The 17,963-nt window shown below is 52.9% G+C and carries 15 protein-coding genes; 6 read left to right on the forward strand and 9 right to left on the reverse strand.

Annotated elements, in window-relative coordinates:
• Nucleotides 1-68: 68 nt before the first annotated feature.
• The 6 genes from KNP75_RS11465 to KNP75_RS11490 all read right to left on the reverse strand — a co-directional run bounded on the left by KNP75_RS11465 (nt 69) and on the right by KNP75_RS11490 (nt 9,919).
• On the reverse strand, nt 69-2,078 hold the full coding sequence (locus KNP75_RS11465; protein WP_214754403.1) for a catalase: 2,010 nt from the start codon (nt 2,076-2,078) through the stop codon (nt 69-71).
• A 109-nt stretch (nt 2,079-2,187) separates the two neighbouring features.
• The gene (locus KNP75_RS11470) at nt 2,188-4,005 is read right to left on the reverse strand and encodes a heparinase II/III domain-containing protein (protein WP_215190473.1); all 1,818 of its coding nucleotides are present in this window, start codon (nt 4,003-4,005) and stop codon (nt 2,188-2,190) included.
• A complete protein-coding gene (locus KNP75_RS11475) occupies nt 4,005-4,271 on the reverse strand; it encodes a hypothetical protein (RefSeq protein WP_215190474.1) in 267 nt (88 codons plus the stop codon). The genes KNP75_RS11470 and KNP75_RS11475 overlap by 1 nt, the downstream gene beginning before the upstream one ends.
• A gap of 100 nt (nt 4,272-4,371) precedes the next feature.
• Complete coding sequence (locus KNP75_RS11480; RefSeq protein WP_214708308.1) at nt 4,372-5,034, reverse strand: hypothetical protein; 663 nt, start codon at nt 5,032-5,034, stop codon at nt 4,372-4,374.
• A 50-nt stretch (nt 5,035-5,084) separates the two neighbouring features.
• Complete coding sequence (locus KNP75_RS11485; protein ID WP_215190475.1) at nt 5,085-6,290, reverse strand: NAD(P)/FAD-dependent oxidoreductase; 1,206 nt, start codon at nt 6,288-6,290, stop codon at nt 5,085-5,087.
• A 122-nt stretch (nt 6,291-6,412) separates the two neighbouring features.
• Nucleotides 6,413-9,919, reverse strand: a complete 3,507-nt coding sequence (locus KNP75_RS11490) for a chitobiase/beta-hexosaminidase C-terminal domain-containing protein (protein ID WP_215190476.1) — start codon at nt 9,917-9,919, stop codon at nt 6,413-6,415.
• A gap of 388 nt (nt 9,920-10,307) precedes the next feature.
• Here KNP75_RS11490 and KNP75_RS11495 point away from each other — a divergent pair, with 388 nt between their 5' ends.
• From KNP75_RS11495 to KNP75_RS11515, 5 genes are all read left to right on the forward strand, one after another.
• Entirely contained in the window at nt 10,308-11,063 is a 756-nt protein-coding gene (locus KNP75_RS11495) for an alpha/beta hydrolase (RefSeq protein ID WP_215190477.1), read from the forward strand.
• 140 nt (nt 11,064-11,203) lie between these two features.
• Nucleotides 11,204-12,901 (forward strand): glycoside hydrolase family 13 protein, encoded by a 1,698-nt coding sequence (locus KNP75_RS11500; protein ID WP_483299395.1) that lies wholly within the window; start codon nt 11,204-11,206, stop codon nt 12,899-12,901.
• Nucleotides 12,902-12,950: 49 nt separating this feature from the next.
• Nucleotides 12,951-13,283, forward strand: a complete 333-nt coding sequence (locus KNP75_RS11505; RefSeq protein ID WP_215190478.1) for a hypothetical protein — start codon at nt 12,951-12,953, stop codon at nt 13,281-13,283.
• A gap of 64 nt (nt 13,284-13,347) precedes the next feature.
• Nucleotides 13,348-13,551, forward strand: coding sequence for a YwbE family protein (locus tag KNP75_RS11510; protein ID WP_021067949.1), 204 nt, complete (start codon nt 13,348-13,350; stop codon nt 13,549-13,551).
• A 1-nt stretch (nt 13,552) separates the two neighbouring features.
• Nucleotides 13,553-13,720, forward strand: a complete 168-nt coding sequence (locus tag KNP75_RS11515; RefSeq protein WP_200881508.1) for a hypothetical protein — start codon at nt 13,553-13,555, stop codon at nt 13,718-13,720.
• Nucleotides 13,721-13,769: 49 nt separating this feature from the next.
• Here the strand turns inward: KNP75_RS11515 and KNP75_RS11520 are convergent, their stop codons facing one another.
• Nucleotides 13,770-14,744 (reverse strand): hypothetical protein, encoded by a 975-nt coding sequence (locus tag KNP75_RS11520; protein ID WP_215190479.1) that lies wholly within the window; start codon nt 14,742-14,744, stop codon nt 13,770-13,772.
• A gap of 419 nt (nt 14,745-15,163) precedes the next feature.
• Between KNP75_RS11520 and KNP75_RS11525 the strand changes: the two genes are divergently transcribed.
• Nucleotides 15,164-16,627 carry an alanine/glycine:cation symporter family protein gene (locus tag KNP75_RS11525; RefSeq protein ID WP_034780477.1) on the forward strand — a complete coding sequence of 488 codons (1,464 nt, stop codon included), beginning with the start codon at nt 15,164-15,166 and terminating at the stop codon, nt 16,625-16,627.
• Nucleotides 16,628-16,680: 53 nt separating this feature from the next.
• Here the strand turns inward: KNP75_RS11525 and KNP75_RS11530 are convergent, their stop codons facing one another.
• Both KNP75_RS11530 and KNP75_RS11535 read right to left on the reverse strand, forming a co-directional pair.
• A complete protein-coding gene (locus KNP75_RS11530) occupies nt 16,681-17,481 on the reverse strand; it encodes a formate/nitrite transporter family protein (RefSeq protein ID WP_215190480.1) in 801 nt (266 codons plus the stop codon).
• Between the two features lie 95 nt (nt 17,482-17,576).
• Nucleotides 17,577-17,963 (reverse strand): VOC family protein, encoded by a 387-nt coding sequence (locus tag KNP75_RS11535; protein WP_214797373.1) that lies wholly within the window; start codon nt 17,961-17,963, stop codon nt 17,577-17,579.

A 17,963-nucleotide genomic window follows, 5' to 3' on the forward strand; every position in this document is an offset into this window, starting at 1 on the left:
GAGGGGAAGGGAAGCACGTAAAAAGGATTCGACCCGTCGTTTTGGGTCGAATCCTTGAACTGTTCACATTAGGCGCGGTCCCAGAACCGTCCTTGCGCGATGCCGTCGATAAACGTATCGAAACCATCGAGACTATGTTGTTTGAACGTGTAGACGCCTGGTTGATCTGTCTTCACCCGGCAGCGGTCGAGCACTTCATCGTGGTGCAAATGTAGCGCGAGTGGCTTGAAGTGCTTATACGTGTTCTCGATGAATTCGAGCACGTCGTCCTCGACCGAGGTCGCGGTGCTGACGAGGAAAGCGGCATCGAACAGGCTCGAATCGACCGTATCATACGTCTCTTTCACTTTAAGGTCGCCGAGCGTATACGACTTCTTCCCGACGAGGCTGTAATTGACCTTGTTGTCAGCGAACACCTGGACCCACGCCTTCACTTGCGCGGCATCGACGTCTCCGGCGAGCAGGACGGCGACGCTCTTCGTGTCCGGTTTCGCGATTGTATTGGCCATGCTGAGCGCCGGTGAGGTCTTGTCCGAGACGACTTCATTGTTCTCGTCCGGAAGCTCGACGCCTAAGTTGTCAGCGACGACAGAGGCGAGGTGACGGTCGATGCGATTCAACAAATCGACGGCGTTCTCTTTGACCATGTCCGACTCACATTTGCCGAGCTCGAAGCTGTAAGCGTCTTGAATGTGCTGCTTTTCGACGTCGGTCATGCTGTTATAGAAGAGCTTCGCTTGCGAATAGAAGTCGAGGAAGCTGTCGCTTCGGCCACGAATCTTGTGCCCGTCGATTTTCTCTTGATAGTGCTCGAACCCACCTTGCTCGGCTGGGACGGGCTCGGGTTGATTGTTGTTGAGCGCATTTTTGTGGTAGCTCGTCTGTCCTTTATGAACGGCCATCTGATGCATGCCGTCGCGCTGGTTGTTATGGAACGGGCAGACCGGTTTGTTGATCGGGAGTTGATGGAAGTTCGGTCCTCCAAGACGTGATAACTGGGTATCGGTGTACGAGAACAGGCGTCCTTGCAGGAGCGGATCGTTCGAGAAGTCGATCCCAGGCACGAGATGGCCAGGGTGGAACGCGACTTGCTCGGTCTCGGCGAAGAAGTTATCGACGTTGCGGTTGAGCATCATCTTGCCGACAAGTTTGACGGGCACGTCTTCTTCCGGCCAAAGTTTCGTCGGATCGAGAATATCGAAGTCGAACTTGAACTCATCTTCTTCCGCGATGATTTGAAGCCCAAGTTCCCATTCCGGGTAATCGCCTTTATCGATTGCTTCATACAAGTCGACGCGGTGGAAGTCGGCGTTCTTCCCGAGCGCCTTCTGTGCTTCGTCCCACACTTGCGAATGGACGCCAAGTTTTGGTTTCCAATGGAATTTGACGAAATGTGCCTTGCCTTCCTTGTTGACGAGTCGGAACGTGTGCACGCCGAACCCTTCCATCATGCGCAGGCTGCGCGGGATGCCGCGGTCGCTCATCGCCCACATCACGTGGTGAGCCGCCTCATGGTTTTGACCGACGAAGTCCCAGAACGTGTCGTGGGCACTTCCGCCTTGCGGCACTTCCGTGTGCGGTTCCGGTTTCACGGCATGGACGAGGTCCGGGAATTTGATGGCGTCTTGGATGAAGAAGACGGGCATGTTGTTCCCGACAAGGTCATAGTTCCCTTCATCCGTGTAGAACTTCGTCGCGAAGCCTCGGACGTCGCGGACGGTGTCCCCAGAACCGCGCGAGCCTTGCACCGTCGAGAAGCGGACGAACACCGGCGTCACTTTCGACGGGTCGTTCAAGAAGTCGGCTTTCGTATAGTCAGCGAGCGACTCGTACACTTGGAACTCCCCGTGGGCCCCGACGCCGCGCGCATGCACGATGCGTTCAGGAATCCGTTCGTGGTCGAAGTGCGTCATCTTCTCACGGAAGTGGAAGTCCTCGATGAGCGTTGGTCCGCGTCGCCCGGCTTTGAGCGAAAACTCATCTTCCGCCATCTTTAGACCTTGGTTCGTCGTGAGCCCGGCTTGCTGCTCGTTATCGATCATATGTTGTTTTAATTGCTCTTCTTTCTTGTTCCCCATGTTATTGCCTCCCCTTTAAGTATGCACACGCGCTGTAAGCCACGTTTTGGCCTACTTAACGAGTTTTCCCTAACCGACCGAGAAAAAACCCCCATTTTTAAAATGGAGGTTAGCGTAACATGGATAAGGTTTTCGTCTTGCCGTCCGACAGTTTGTAGCGCACGACGTAGTGGCGCGCCGTCGTCTGGACCGTGGCGGATGTGATTTTCGTCGTCTTTTCACCGATATGAATCAGCGTCAAATACTCGACTTGCTTGCCGCGCTTTGTCGTCACGACTTGATTGCGGCGTTGCCAGTCATAATCTCGGTATGACACGTAACTCGCACCGACGGCGACTTTCGGGGTCGTGCCGACCTCGAGTTGCAACAAGTGGATGGAGCGGTTCTGGTTGTCTTTAAACATGGCATGACGGCTTCCGCTCGAGACCCGGTTCAAACCGGTCCCAAGATGGAACCGCTGGACGAACGAGGTCGTGGTCGGACTCGTGATGTCATCGTACACGAGCACCGTTCCGTCGCGGTCGTAGGCGAGGCGACGGGTGTGCGTCATCCCCTGGCCGAGCAGTCCGCTCGTCCCGGCTGCCGTCCACTGTGTCGATGAAGCGCCGACCGAAGTGATTTGACTGCGTCGCAAGTTGCTCGGCGTCAATTTGAAGTTCTGTCCGGCAACATGGACGGTATTATGGGCCGCTGCCTGCATGACGACCTTTCGTTCGGGTCGATTCGTATAGGCGTAACGACCGCTCTCGACGATAAAATCGCGTCCGTAACCGTAAAGGTCGATCGATAAATCGTCGGCATGTTTATGGATGTTGCTGTGATAGCCGGCCGTCATCATCACTTGGACCGCGTCGTGGAACGGACCGGCATTACCGCCCCAATGCTGACGGAAGAAGGCGTACTGGTTCGACAACTTGCCGACCCGTGTCGACGGTTGCGCCCCAGATCTCCCTTGTGTCATCGCATAATACAAGTGTGGATAACGCTCGACATAGGGAATCGCGTCCGGACGGTGAACGATGGACGGGGTGTCGCCGAACATCGGGAGTGTCCCGTTCGGCTTCAACATATACGTCAGCGCCCCAGGCATGTCTTTGACGTCTCCCATCCGGCTCGACAAGGCGAACCGGTTAGCGGCGGCCCAGTCGTTGAAACGGGCGAGCGTGTCATATAAATAAATCTGATAGAACGGTGAGTGCTCAAGGTGGACCCCGTCCGTGCTCAAGCTATGGTTCAACTGCTGTGTGAGCCGGTTCGTCGCCAGCGAACGCCATGACGACGAACGATAGAAGCTTCGGTGCGTCTCCGCGACAGCGGTCAACGCCATGTCTTGGAACATGCCATGGTTATTGTTCGGCTTATAAAAGCTCGGTGTCGCGAGGAGCGTCGCGTGCTCATAGAGCGTCTTGGCGAACAGTTGCGAGAACGCTGGGTCGGTGTTGATGGCGGACGAGCGGAACTCGTTCCAGAAGTTGAGCAGATGGAACGTCCGGATCGCCGTGCCGTGGTCGTGATACGGCCATGGATAGCGTTTGTAGTTCCCAGCCGGATATTGCTTGGTCCAACTCGTCACGATCCGCTTTCCGTAACGGAGATACTCAGTGTTTCCGGTCGCGGCGTATGCTTGCGTCAACTGGTTCAACGTCGTGAAGTAATGGATTTGGAACTTGAACGACTTCGAGTCGACCTCCGGGACGCTGACGTCGAAGCGGTATGTATCGATGTTCGGGACGCGCAGCTGATAGGGCGGGGAAGGGATATACCAGTTCCCTTTCATCGCTGCGTCAGCCCGGATGACGGCGGTCTTGGCTGTCAACTCATCATAGTAGTACGGCGTCTGGCCACGGGTGAGCGAGCGCATATATTCGTGGGTCAGACGTGCATACGTCGAACCAGAAAACGTCGTCAAAGACAGGTTTGTCGCCACTAGTTTGACGGCTTTTTTTTCACGTAATAGATGGTTCTTCCGTCCTGGACTTTATAGTAATAACCGGACGTGCTGAGCGCCTTGAACCGCTTTGCTGTTCGCAACGTCGCTTTCGGCTTGAGTGTCTTGCCGACAAATTGATAAAGCGTTGTGCCGGAAGGGACGCTCACCTCATAAGGGGGTGTCGTCGCAGCCACGGCGGACTGTGGCGTCATAGTAGAACCCATCACGAACAACAGCACCCACAAAATCATCAATCTTTTCATAACGTCTTCCTTTCTTTGGCCGTTCAACCAGTTACGTCTATACAATTATATATTTAGCCAAAGAAAGGAAAATTCGATGTATTTTTCTGGAGGATTCAGGTTATAAAGCGGCCCACACATTCTGCTTTAATACAATTTGTTGGACAGTTTCCGGATTCAAGTCGTATTTCGTGGAAATGGTGCGGGTCACCTTCGCTTTCAAGTCAGGATCGTCCGACTGTTCCGCTTCATAGACACGATTCCATGCTTGCCAGACACGTGCTTCCTTGTCCGAAAGTTGCGTGCCCCATTCTTTTTCTTTCAACTGCCACCCGAACGTCATGTCTTCATAAGAACCGGCTTTTACCGTATCAGCAAGGCTCCAATCTCCACCAGGCGCAAATACGGCCTCGCCGAGCGGGGATTCTGTACCGATATAGGCTTCATGGTCATAAAAACGGATGAGGGCGGCTTGGAACGTGTCTTGTACGGCCACCTCGTCGATCACATCCTGGCTGATCGATTGGAGTGTCTCGACGTCGGGTTGGCCGTGGACGATAACGTCATATGCATAGCGGACGGCCTCGTCTTCCTTCACGGCCTGCCTCGCCTCGATCGTATAGCGTCCTTCCTCATGTGTCGCTTCTGTTCGGGTGATCGCGCCATCGCGTTCCTCCTCGATAGACTCATGCGGCCAGACGTAGGCGGTCAAGATCATGGCGGGGATGAAGAGAAGACTGCGCCTTAGACGATACACCCATTTCGGTTTACGTTTCGTTGTCATTTAAATCACTCCAATTCTTATGTATAAAAAAATCCCCTGATGTCAGGGGATTAACGTGTGCGGTCGAGCCGTACGATTCGAGAATCGGGACTGTCGATCCCACGAACGAGCTCACTCAAAATTTTAGAACCTAACATGCTGTACACCGTTCCATTGCCCCCATATCCGAGTAAATAAAAGAGATTGGGGCGGTCCGGGTGTTCCCCGATAAAGGGCAGTTGGTCGATTGACTCACCGAACAAGGCTACCCAGGCGTATTCAACTGTCAAATCATACATCGGGAATAAAGCCTCGACTTCTTGGCGCAACCGCTCGGCCCGTTTTTGAATGAGCGCCTCGCTATGCGGCGTCTCTGGTTTCTCTTCATCGAGCCCGCCGGCGATGATGCGGCCGTCGACGGTTGTCCGTAAATAAAGGTACGGCCGTTTCGTTTCCCAAATGAGCGCCTGGCCATCCCATTCTTTAAAATCAGGGACGGGATTCGTCGCAATCGCATAAGAACGGTTGAGTTCGATTCGGTGCGTGTCGAGGAGCGGGGCCGGGCGATAGCCGGTCGCGAAGATGACGTGGCCCGCCTTGAACGTTCCTGCTGGAGTCAGCACGAGCCAGTCGTCTCCGTCGGCGACGACTTCCGTAACGTCCGTCTCTTCAAAGATGGGGACGTCCTGTGTCGACAAGTAACGGACGACTTGGCGGCTGAGTGTGAGCGGATTGACCTCGGCGTCCCCGTTCGTGATCAAGGCGGCCGGTTTGTCGAGCGGATAGCGTGCGCGTAACGCCTCCCGGTCGAGCCATTCGGCTTGAAGCCCATGTTTCGTCAGCATCTCATACTCCCGTTTCAATTTGGAGACATCTGCCTCACTGCTGGCAAAGCAAAGGCTGTCGCGCCGGATGTAGACGTCTTTGGCATCGACCGTCTCGGCGACCTCGTCGAGCGCATCAACCGCCTCGGCGCACAGTTTATAGAAACGGACGGCGTCCTCTTCGCCGATTTGCTCGGCGAGTTCATGCAACATGATGTCGTTCGAGTATTGGATGAGTCCCGTGTTCGCCGCCGTACTCCCGGCCCCGACTTTCCCTTGGTCGATGACGGCGAAATCGACACCGTCCTTGTGAAGCGTATAGGCCGTCAGTGTCCCGGACATGCCGGCGCCGATGACGAGTACGTCGTAGCGTTCTTTCTTGATTGGTTTCTGTAAGACGATCTGTTCCGATTCCGTAATCGGCCAATATAAATTCCCGTTATGCATCTCCATGACGTCATCCTCCGATAATCAGCATCTTCTACTTAATCCCCGAATTTTGCGAATGAAAACGCAAAAGACCGCAGACAATCTGTCTGCGGCATGCGGAATCTGTAGAAAAATCGATTCAACTGTTATTTCTTGATGACGACCGTTTTCGCGGATGCGCCTTTCGTGTAACTGATTCGTTTCACATTTTCGGCTCCACGAATCTCGGCCAAGTTCGTGCCGTCGACGATGACTTCTTTGACAGTTGCGCCGTCGAAGTCGATGATGGCACCGGCTTCTTTCGGTTTCACTTGAACGACGATGTTTTTAAGCGGGTCACCTGTCAATTCCGTGTAAGCGCCACGTACGAAGATACCGTTCTTGAAGTTCGTGCCCTTGCCGATCGTCACGCCGATGAAGTCGTCTTGAAGGACGAGGCGAGCAGCACGGTTATTTTCGACCGTGTAACGTGTCAATTCCACTTCCGGCTCCGGAGTGAGGTCGATTTGAGCGAGCACCGGATCGTGGTCACTTGCGCGACCAGACATTTCCGTGAAGTCCGCGTTGACGTGGATCATATCGATCTCGGTTGTCGCCGCTAAGTGGTTCGACACGAGGATATGGTCGAGCACTTGCGAGTTCCCTTGGTAGACGTACGAGTAACGGTCGACGGCAGGTACTTTTTCGACCATGTTCGTCATCAAGTCGCCTTTGAAGATTTGCATCGCGTCTGAGAACTCGAAGTCGTTAAAGTCACCGAGGGCGACGACGTTCGCGTCCGGGTTGTCCGTCTTCACATCGGCCACGAAATCATGGACGATTTGTGCGATTTGTTTCCGTTGGACTTCGCTGCCAAGAACGACCGGCTGTTTCGAGCCGAAGAAGCCAGTGTCGCCACCTTTCGAGTTCCAGTGGTTGGCGATGACGACGACGTTCTCGCCTTGGAAGTCGAATTGCGCCGCGAGCGGTTTACGTGAGCTGTTGAACGCCGGGTTGAGCGGGTCGATGCGGCCCGGGTTGTGCGTCAACTTGCCGTTCTCATAACCGACAGCTGTCGTTGCGTCACCGGCAGGGATGCCTTCTGTGAGCGAGACACGTTCCGGGTCATACAAGAAGCCGACACGGATGTTGGCGTTCGGTGCACCGCCATCTTTGTTGTTTTCTGGGTCGATGTTGACGTACTTGTACGATTTGCCGCCGATCGAGACGATATTGTCAATCAAGCGTTGATAGCTTTGGTCGGCCGCAGAATCGCCTGTGCCCTCACCGTTGTTGTCTTGAACCTCGGTCACGCCGATGATGTCCGGGCTGTTCAATTCCTCGACGAACGCTTTCGCGAGTTTAAGTGCCTTCTCATCCGATGTTTCCTTCACGTTATTCGAGAAGTTCTCGAGGTTGTAAGAGGCGATCGTCAATTTGTCCTCTTCGGCTTCGATGAACGTCGTCTCGCGCTTGGCATCGCCTTTGACGAAGGCTGCTTTCATTTCGTCGAGTGAGGCTTGAATCTTGTAGTTTCCGAACGAGTATCCGACGATTCCGACGATTGGGCCGTTGAATCGGTCACCGGTCGCGACATCGAATTCACGCGCTTCCGCGTTTGGTTCGAGACGGAATTGGATCCGTTCCGGGTTGGCGTCATCTTTTTTAAGAAGCACACCACCGTTGAACGTCTCCGTCGGTGTTCCTTCGAGCACGGTCACGAGGTCGCCGTATTGTTGTGGGGAGACAGATTTAAGGTTGCCCGTCTCGACGCGCATCCCTTCAAGGCTCTCCCAGAAGTCGATGGCGTCTTTGTCCGGGTTGAAGACGGCGAGGGCGTCGCTGTCGATGAACTCGGTCGGCAAGTTCGACTCGTCGATTTTCACTGGCGTCGGGAGGACGACACCGCTCTTGATGACGTCAACACCACCGTTACGTGTATCGATTTGCGTCATCTTCATGTCCGTCTGTTGACGGTCGCTATATCCTTCGATGGCGTACTCGCTGACGAGACCTTTCACGCTGACGAGGTCTCCGACTTGGATGCCGGCAATCGAACGGCCGCCATACAAGATGATTCCTTCTGACGTGCGTGCGTCTTGGTCCGCTTCCATGTCAGGTGTTTGAATGTAGTAATACGTCGTTCCGTTCGAGACGAACGAGTACGTGACGATTCCTTCGACACCTTCGACCGTCTGTCCGTTCATCGGCGACGTATGGCTCGCGCCTTGAATGTCGTGGATGCGGATCTTGTCCGTGATTTTATAGTCGAACGTCGTCACGGCGCTGAACGCATCACCTGATTTGACGGCCACTTTGAGCGTCTTCGTTTCTTCAATGCGGACTGGTGATGTATAAAGCGTACCGTTCACTTTCGGGTCCGACCCGTCGAGCGTGTAATAGATGTCAGCGCCCGCTGTCGTCGTCGTGAGTGTCACGTCTTGTGGTCCGACGAACGTGCCCGCACCTGGCTTCGCAGTTGCCGGACGGAGTACCGACGCGTCGATGACCGTGTCAGATGCGTCACGCGGGATGATTTGATACGTGTTATCGAACTGTTGAACGATTCCTGTGATCGACGAGTAGTTGACGTCCGTCTGTAAATCGAGAATGCCGCGCTCATCGCGCACGACGAATTCTTTCGTTCCGTCCGTGGCCGTCAAGTTTTGACCACTGCCCGAGAGCGTGACGTTATTGACGGTGACGAGTTCAGACTCGACGTCCTCATTGATCTGTTCGCCAGTGAGGACTTGCGCAGCCGGGACGCTCGCCGCTTGTTTTGAAACGACGACGGCGCTGTTCAATTGAAGCAGTTCACGATACGAACCGATGGCACCCGTGACGACGACTTCATCCCCGACGTTGACGGCGAGTGACGTCGGACGGACCGAGAGGCCGCCTGTCGCATCTTGAATCGAAATCGTGTTGGCCAGTTTCGCCGTGACGACGCCTTTAATCGTGACCGTTTCACCTTCGGCTTTCGTACGGGCGTCACTGATCGAGATCGGAGTGACCGGTGCCGGTGGTTCTACCGTACCGCCATCGCCGTAGTCGACGCCTTGGAACGTGTGGGCTCCGAGGTTCGTGAACGTATCGGTTGGTTGTGTGTTCCATTCAGTGGCCGGGTCGAACGCATCGGCGCCGTTCGCATCCCCTGTCGTGACCGTATCTTTTCGAACCAACGACTGGTCAGCCGTGGCGACGCTAGTTCCCCATTTCGTACCCGGATCGAATCCGACTTGACCGAAGACGTCGAGCACCGTGTCGCCTTTTTTCAAGACGAGCGTGTCATCGCCGTTAAAGTTCGTCACACCGCTTGTCGTGTTCGATTTCGCTTTCAAGGCATCACTCGCGCTGGCGTTGACGATGACATACGTGCCACCTGGCTCGAGCGTACCTGTCAAGTTGAGGGTCGTGCCTGGAGCCGTACCGCCGTTTGAATACAGTTCAAGTTTATAGGCCGAGAGGTCGATGGCCGCATTCGTTCCATTGAACAGTTCGATCGCTTTATTGTTACTCGAGCCTTCAACGTATTCCGAGATGAATAGGTCTGAAGCGTTCAGCGTCTCTGCGTGTACGTTTGCCGCAATCGGCGTCATGCTGCTGACGATGAGTCCAGCCGATAAAGCGAGGCCGGTCATTTGTTTGAATGAACGTGCTTGTGGTTTCCCCATGTGTTAGTCTCCCTTTGATTATGTAGATGGCCGATACGATGTCCCAGTTCGTGTGGTCATTTTGTTGAGCAGGTGCCCCCTTTAAGTCAACACAAAAATGATAGCGCTTACATTCTTTGACTTGATGCCAGGAAGATACGTTCATGCTTCCCCCATCGTTTGACGGATTCCACTATCATTTACCAACTTTTCAACTACATGTTAAACATAACCAAGCAGACGTCAGAACTCAATCCACTTAACGCGAAGTTCATATTACAGTTTGATTACATGCCAGAAGAAAACAAGGCAGAGGTCAATCGGGTTGACGGGACGTCGTCCAACTCTTACAATTCATTAATACAATTAAGTATATCGGTTAACTGTGGATTAAATAGGGAGGAAACGAATGACGACAATTACTTATCCGGTCATCCCGGGAGCGGGCGCGTTTTTTTATGAAGGAAATGAAATAGGAATCTTATTGTGTCACGGCTTTAACGGGACGCCTCAAAGTGTGCGTGATGTCGGGATCGCCTTGATGGAGAAAGGGTTCACCGTCCACGCGCCTCGGCTCAAAGGGCATGGGACCGACCCGGAAGAATTTCGGCACTCGACGCGCCGCTGCTGGTACGAGTCGATGGAGGCCGGCATCCGTCTCTTACGCGAGCGATGTCGACATGTCATCGTCGTTGGGCAGTCGATGGGCGGAACGTTGGCGATGAAGGCGGCCTTGTCCGGTCATGCCGATGCGATCGTCACCATCAATGCGGCGTTGTCGGTCCCGGGCTATGCCTGTCACGCCACGGATGACGTCTGTCGCTTCATCGATGAAGATGAACCGGACATCTGTGCACCGGGCGTGTATGAGATCGTCTATGACAAAGTCCCGACGTCAGCCATCCGTGAACTGCTCGCGCTCATCGAGGAAGTGCGCCCGATGGCGGCTGAGGTGGCCGTCCCAACGTGCGTCATCCATTCCGCCATCGATAACGTCGTCCCTCCAGAAGATTCGGTATGGCTCTACGAACAAGTACAAGCACCGAAACAGCGGGAAGTGCTCGAACGATCGTACCATGTGGCCACGATGGATTATGATCGCGAGCGGTTGGCCGACGTCATCGGTGCGTTTTGTGAACAAGTCGCGACCGTCTCTAAAATGTAGTCCTCGGACTGCATTTTTTTATGTCTGATTATTTGCAAACGCTTGCACAAGTGCTATTGTAGGATTAGATTGAGCTCAAAACAGGTATTGCTGTTCAAGTATATAACTAGAAATCATGACATATAGGAGGCAGGCGGCGTATGGAGTCGATGGTCAGTAGACAACAAGAGAAACAGAAAACGGTCACCCGCACGTGGTGGAAAGAAGCGATTGCGTATCAAATTTACCCACGCAGTTTCAAGGATTCAAATGGGGATGGGATTGGTGATCTCCGTGGCATCATCGAGAAGCTCGATTATTTAGAAGACCTTGGCATCGATGTGATTTGGCTATGCCCGATGTACAAGTCCCCGAACGATGACAACGGCTATGATATCTCAGACTATGAAGACATCATGGAAGAGTTTGGGACGATGGAAGACTTTGACGCCTTGCTCAAGGCCGTCCATGCACGCGGCATGAAGTTGCTCTTGGACCTCGTCGTCAACCACACGTCCGATGAGCACCCGTGGTTCGTCGAGTCGAAGCGCTCGAAAGACGACCCGAAACGCGACTGGTACATCTGGCGCGACGGGACGGATGGGGGACCCCCGAACAACTGGGCGAGTATCTTTGGTGGTTCGGCTTGGGAATATGATGAAACGACCGAACAATACTATTTGCACGTCTTTTCGAAAAAACAGCCAGACTTGAACTGGGAAAATGAAGAAGTGCGCGGCGCCGTCTATGACATGATCAATTGGTGGCTCGACAAAGGCATCGATGGATTCCGGGTCGACGCGATCAGCCACATCAAGAAGATGCCGACCGAGACGATGTTGCCATCTCCAGACGGCAAATCGTACGTCACGGCGTTCTCGATGTATTCGAACATCGATGGCATCCACGACTATCTCCAAGAGATGAAACAAGCGACGTTCGCCAATTACGATATTATGACGGTCGGTGAGACGAACGGGATTGAACCGCAAGCCGCCGACTTATGGATGGGACCGGACAACGGGGCGATGAACATGGCGTTCCACTTTGACCACGTTGACATCATGCGCAAGTCACGCCTGGCACCGCTCGATGTCGTCGAATTGAAACGAATCTTTGACAAGTGGCAACAAGGCCTGCTCGAGACGGGATGGAACGCTCTCTATATCGAGAACCACGACATGGTGCGCGCCGTCTCGCTCGTCGGGGATGAGAACCATTACTGGCGCGAAAGCGCGACCGCCCTCGGCATGATGTACTTCTTCATGCACGGGACGCCGTTCATCTATCAAGGTCAGGAAATCGGCATGAAAAACGTGCCGCTCCCTTCGATTCATGACTATGACGACGTGGCGACAAAGAATGAATATTTCGAACGGATTGCCAACGGGATGAGCGAAATCGATTCGATGCAGCACGTATGGGGCACGTCGCGCGACAACGTCCGCACCCCGATTCAATGGGACGCGTCACCGAACGCGGGCTTTTCGACGACGAAGCCGTGGATGCCAATCCACGAAGAATATGAGACGCTTAACGTCGACGCCCAATCGAAGGATGCCCACTCGATTCTATCGTTCTACAAGGCGATGATTCGTCTTCGTCGGGCCGAAGAGACGTTCACGTACGGCAGTTACCGTGATTTGCTGCCGGACCATCTGCAAGTGTTCGCCTATGAACGGAAGTTTGAAGAACAGACATTTTATGTCGTCGTGAACTTGACGGCAAACCCTGCCGAGGCGACGCTTCCTGGTCTCGACAAAGCGACGCTCGTCTTGACGAATGAGATGGACCCTGAGACGATTGAGACGGAAACGTTTATGATGCGGCCGTTCGAAGCAAGGTTGTATCGTTTATAATTGAGAAGGCACCTTCACGTCGAAGGTGTTTTTTTTAGGAGGTGGGATCATGCATCACTTCGAGATTAGAAACGAGGAGACGACATTCCGGTTCGTCATCGCGGAAGCGTCACGAACCACGTTGCGGCTCGTTCACGACCAGGAGCCAGAAACGGTTCGGACAAATGATTACGTCCAGTTCGCGAATGATTTGACTCGCGTCTATCACGAGTTGAACGGTGCAGCCAGGCTTCAAAATGCAGACGGGCGAGACATTTTGACAATCTCATTTGAACGCGGCCGGGTCGAGGTCGAGACGGCGTGGGGGCAAACGAAGCGTCGATTGAGGACCGATCAAAGTTACTTGACGAGAACGGTCAGTCAAATCGGCATCGTGGAATAGATTGTGACAAACGCGGGAAAAGAGCATATGATAGAGGTTGACTATACGGAAAGGGGTGTCGGGTATGGATGGCACGAAACGCGCGGACATTCGCCCAGGGCTCCACGTCCAGATTGTCCTAAAACAAGATCAGCGGAGTGGGAAGTTGACGTCAGGCGTCGTCAAAGACATTTTGACGAACTCGCCGCGTCACCCGCACGGCATTAAAGTACGCTTAAGCGATGGACAGGTCGGTCGGGTGAAAGTGATCGAAGCTGGAGGTGAATGACATGAGTGAAAAGAAATTAAGTTTTCAAGAGGCGATGAAGCAAAAGCTCGCCGAGAAGAAACAAAACGATACGAAAGTGCCGACAGGACTTCGTGGGACGAAGCAGAAACCGTTGACGAACCAGTTGACGAAGAAGCCGAACAACCAGAAGAAACGGACGGGCATCTAAAAAGCAGCCGCTCAGTGAGCGACTGCTTTTTTTGTTTGTCCATGTTTGTTCAGTCATGTGACGTACCGATGAAATAGCCATTGTTGAAGTGGTCGAGCAGTTGTTGATAATACTTCATCTGTTCGATGTCCTTGCTTGCGAGCGCCGCGTCCGCACCGGCAAGCAACTCACCGACGGTCACCCCGACTTCACTATTGTCTATGGCGTAGACGAGTTCGAGGTCGAGCACATCAGCACCGTTTAACAAGACGTTAATTTTTGCCGCCGTCAGTTGCATAATCAATCGTTTCTCTTCGGTCATTCCTTTTTTCGCAGGATCCATGAGCAGGGCTAGTGCTTCACGGTCGTCAATCACGCTATAGGTTTGGCCGTCGATCGTAATGAGCGTTCCATAGGAGAACGTCACTTTGTCGAAGTTGAATGTGTTTTTCCAGAAGCCGATCGTATACACGTCATAGTCGTCCATTGGTGGCGGTGGTGGCGTACATTCTTCCACCGTCAACGTGACGTAGCGGACCCAAGGGGTACCTGATCCCGGATCACCAGGATAAGCCGTCTCGCTAGAGCCGTTCACGACCGTATCCAAGTGAAGGAAGACGTTAAATTGGAATCCGTCCGATTTGAGTGTCGACTCTAACACGCCTAAATAGCCCGCGAGGTCCGCATACGGAATTAGCAAGTGGGTCGGATCGACGTTTGAGTACGCTTTAAAGTCGTATCCTCCTGGGTTTCCTCGTTCCAATGAGCCGCTCAATAGACGGAAATCAATCTTGATATTCTCCGGTACATCTTGCAAGACGACTCCGTCATTCAAATCGATGACAATCTTCAGCCCATCGGTCACGAACTCAAAATCAACGGTACCAATCGGGATGTTTTGTCCCGCATAGATTGTCGTGTCCGATGTCGTCGACACACACCATTGTTGACTACTTTCTTCCGCAACGACTCCTTTCATTGGCAAGAGCGACAGTACGAACATGAGCACGAACAAGAGTGACCACCATTTTTGATGCTTCTTCATCTCGTTCCCTTCTTTCCTCCTGATGACTGAACGTGGTGTTATAGAAGGTGCGCACCTATAGTTATTTATTACCCGGTAAGTTTTGGTTCACTCAAGAATCAGGGAAATAATTCAAAGGGAACGAAAATAGTTTCATAACCTTCATAATAAAACCTATTCATAAAGCGAATGGTTTGAAACAAGTTGAATGTAGACATCAAAAATTAGTAGGGAAATAAAGATTTATTATTTCTTAGGTTTAACTTTGTAAGCGCTTTAAATAAAGCTATCACTCACTTTTTGTTATATAACATATGAAGTTTGTGTGAACTGACCTATAAAAAAATTATTGCTAATTGTCAGAATCTTTGTATAATTCAGAACTAAGACATCATAAAACATTTCAACTTTAGATTCACACAACAGGGAGGAACTTATTCATGGAAGCTGTACAAAACTTGCTGCAAGGAAGCGTCGACTTTTTAAACAACATTTTATGGTCGTACGTGCTCATCGTCGGATTGATCGGGGCCGGGATTTACTTTACGGTCAAAACAAGGTTTATGCAGTTCCGTTACTTAAAAGAGATGTTCCGGGTCGTCACCGAAAAATCAGATGTCACAGACAGTAAGAGCATCAGCTCGGCGAAGTCGTTCTTCATTGGAGCGGCAACACGGATCGGTACAGGGAACTTGGCTGGGGTTACGGTCGCCATCACCCTCGGTGGACCAGGGGCGGTCTTCTGGATGTGGGTTGTCGCTCTCGTCGGTGGAGCGACCGCGATGATCGAGAGTACACTCGCGCAAGTGTATAAAGTAAAAGACGATGTCGCATACCGCGGCGGTCCTGCTTACTACATCGAAAAAGGTTTGAACAACCGTGTCCTCGGTATTGTGTTTGCGGTTTTGATTGCCTTCACATTCGGTCTCATTTTCAACTCAGTCCAATCGAACACAATCGCGGCAGCGTTCGATAACGCCTTCGGTCTTGAAGCCGCTGTTGGTGGAATTGCACTCGTCGTCTTGACTGGACTCGTCATCTTTGGGGGCGTCCAACGTGTCGCCAACTTCTCAGCAATCGTCGTACCAATCATGGCTGTTCTTTACTTGGTGATCGCGCTTTACGTGGTCGTTGTGAACATCGCAGAAATACCAGCTGTGCTCGGTATGATCTTCAAGAGCGCATTCGGTATCGAGCAAGCGTTCGGTGGATCGGTCGGTGCAGCCATCATGATGGGTGTTCGTCGTGGTCTCTTCTCGAACGAAGCAGGTATGGGTTCGGCACCAAACGCCGCAGCGACGGCAGAAGTGTCACACCCAGCCAAACAAGGTTTCATGCAAACACTCGGTGTCTTCTTAGACACATTGATCGTCTGTACAGCAACAGCAGCCATCGTCCTTCTCTCTGACAGCTATGCGGCAGGGAATGGCGAAGGGATCGCACTCCTTCAAAACGCATTGTCTGAACAAATCGGTTCATGGGCTCCGGCCTTCATCGCTGTCAGTGTCTTCTTGTTCGCTTTCAGCTCGATCGTCGGTAGTTACTACTACGGTGAGACGAACATCGAGTTCATCAAGAAGAGTAAAGGTGCCGTCTTCGGCTTCCGCCTTCTCACGATGGGCTTCGTCTTCCTTGGATCGGTCGCAAGCCTCGGGTTCGTTTGGAGCCTTGCCGACTTGTTCATGGCCGGGATGACGTTAATCAACTTGGTAGCCATCACGCTTCTCGGCGGCGTTGCCTTCAAAGTCCTTCGTGACTACGAAGAACAGCGTGCCCAAGGTCTCAACCCGCGCTTCTCGGCCCGCAAACTCGGCATCGAGAACACGGAATGCTGGGATGTCGAAGAAGAAGAAGTCGCACAAGGAGCGGTCCAAGCGGCTGCTGCCGACTCATCTAAAGCTTAATTTCATTCAATCAAGCAATAACAGGGGCCCTGCGCATCGGGGCCCCTGTCTTTTTATGCGTTTTGACGGATCGATTCAATATTTTTCTCGGCAGGTTTCGCGTTCAAATGGACGTACGTCCCGGCGACGAACAAAGCGCCTCCGACGATGTTGCCAAGCGTGGCAAACACGAGATTGTTCAACGCCAGCCCGAGGTTGATCGCCTCAGATGGGGCGTAATAGAGCGCGAGCCCGAAGATGCCCATATTGGCAATCGAGTGCTCGAAACCGGCGGCGAAAAAGACGACGACCGGGAGCATCGTGAGCATAATCTTCGCAACGTCATTTTTCGTCTTCAACGGCATAAAGATAGCGATACAGACGAGGATGTTGCACAAAATCCCTTTCAAGAAAATCGCGAGTACGTCTCCGCCCATTTTTTTCGCGGCGACGACCGATAACAGGTGGTCGGCACTGACGTCGCCCATGCTATGGGCACCGATGACGAGCCCGACGAGGATGAGCGCACCGACCAAGTTACCGAGCCAGCTGATGCCCCATACGGCCGTTAAATCGCGCCAGTCGACACGTCCGCGTTTCGCACCCGTATACAAATACATCGTATTGCTCGTGAACAGCTCTCCGCCCGTCCAAACAATGAAGACGAGGGCAACCGAGAAACTCATCCCCGCGAACAGCATCGTTCCTGGCACATCGATGAACATGTTTCCGACGGAGAAGGCAAAGACGACCCCAATTCCAATCAGAAAACCGGCGACGATGGAGCGGAGTGCGTAGTGACCGAACGAGTGACGCAACAACGTCGCTTTTTTATAGGCGGCTTCTTCCATATACTCGACAGCTTGTTTTTCCATTTGAACACGGCCTCCTTTAGACAACTTAAGTCTAGGAGGTCTACAAAAAGTTTGCAATTGTTTTCACAAACTTTTTTGAAAGCCGTTTCAACTGTTCACATCGTTGCCACGAGTTCGACTTTCATCCGGTCCGGATCTTCAAAGTAAAGCGCGGTGTAGGACGGTCCTCCGGCGTGCGGGAACCGATCGGCGTAGAGCTCGGTGAATCCGTGCTGTGTCAGTTCTTCACGGAAACGTACGAGTTGCTCAATCGACTCGGCGTGGAAGGCGAGATGGTTCAACCCGGTCTTCTTGCGATGGTACGGCGGCTCGAGATAATCGGCCTCGGTTTGGACGAAGACGAGATACGTATCGCCGAAACGATAACTCCTTCCTTCTTCCCATTGTTGGTAGACGGTATAGCCGAGCTCAGTGAGGAGCCAGTCCCACGCCATGAGGCTCTTGTTCAAATCAGAAACGTACAGTTCGACATGATGTAACAT

The sequence above is a fragment of the Exiguobacterium sp. s6 genome (assembly GCF_018618155.1).
GTDB lineage: Bacteria > Bacillota > Bacilli > Exiguobacteriales > Exiguobacteriaceae > Exiguobacterium > Exiguobacterium mexicanum_A.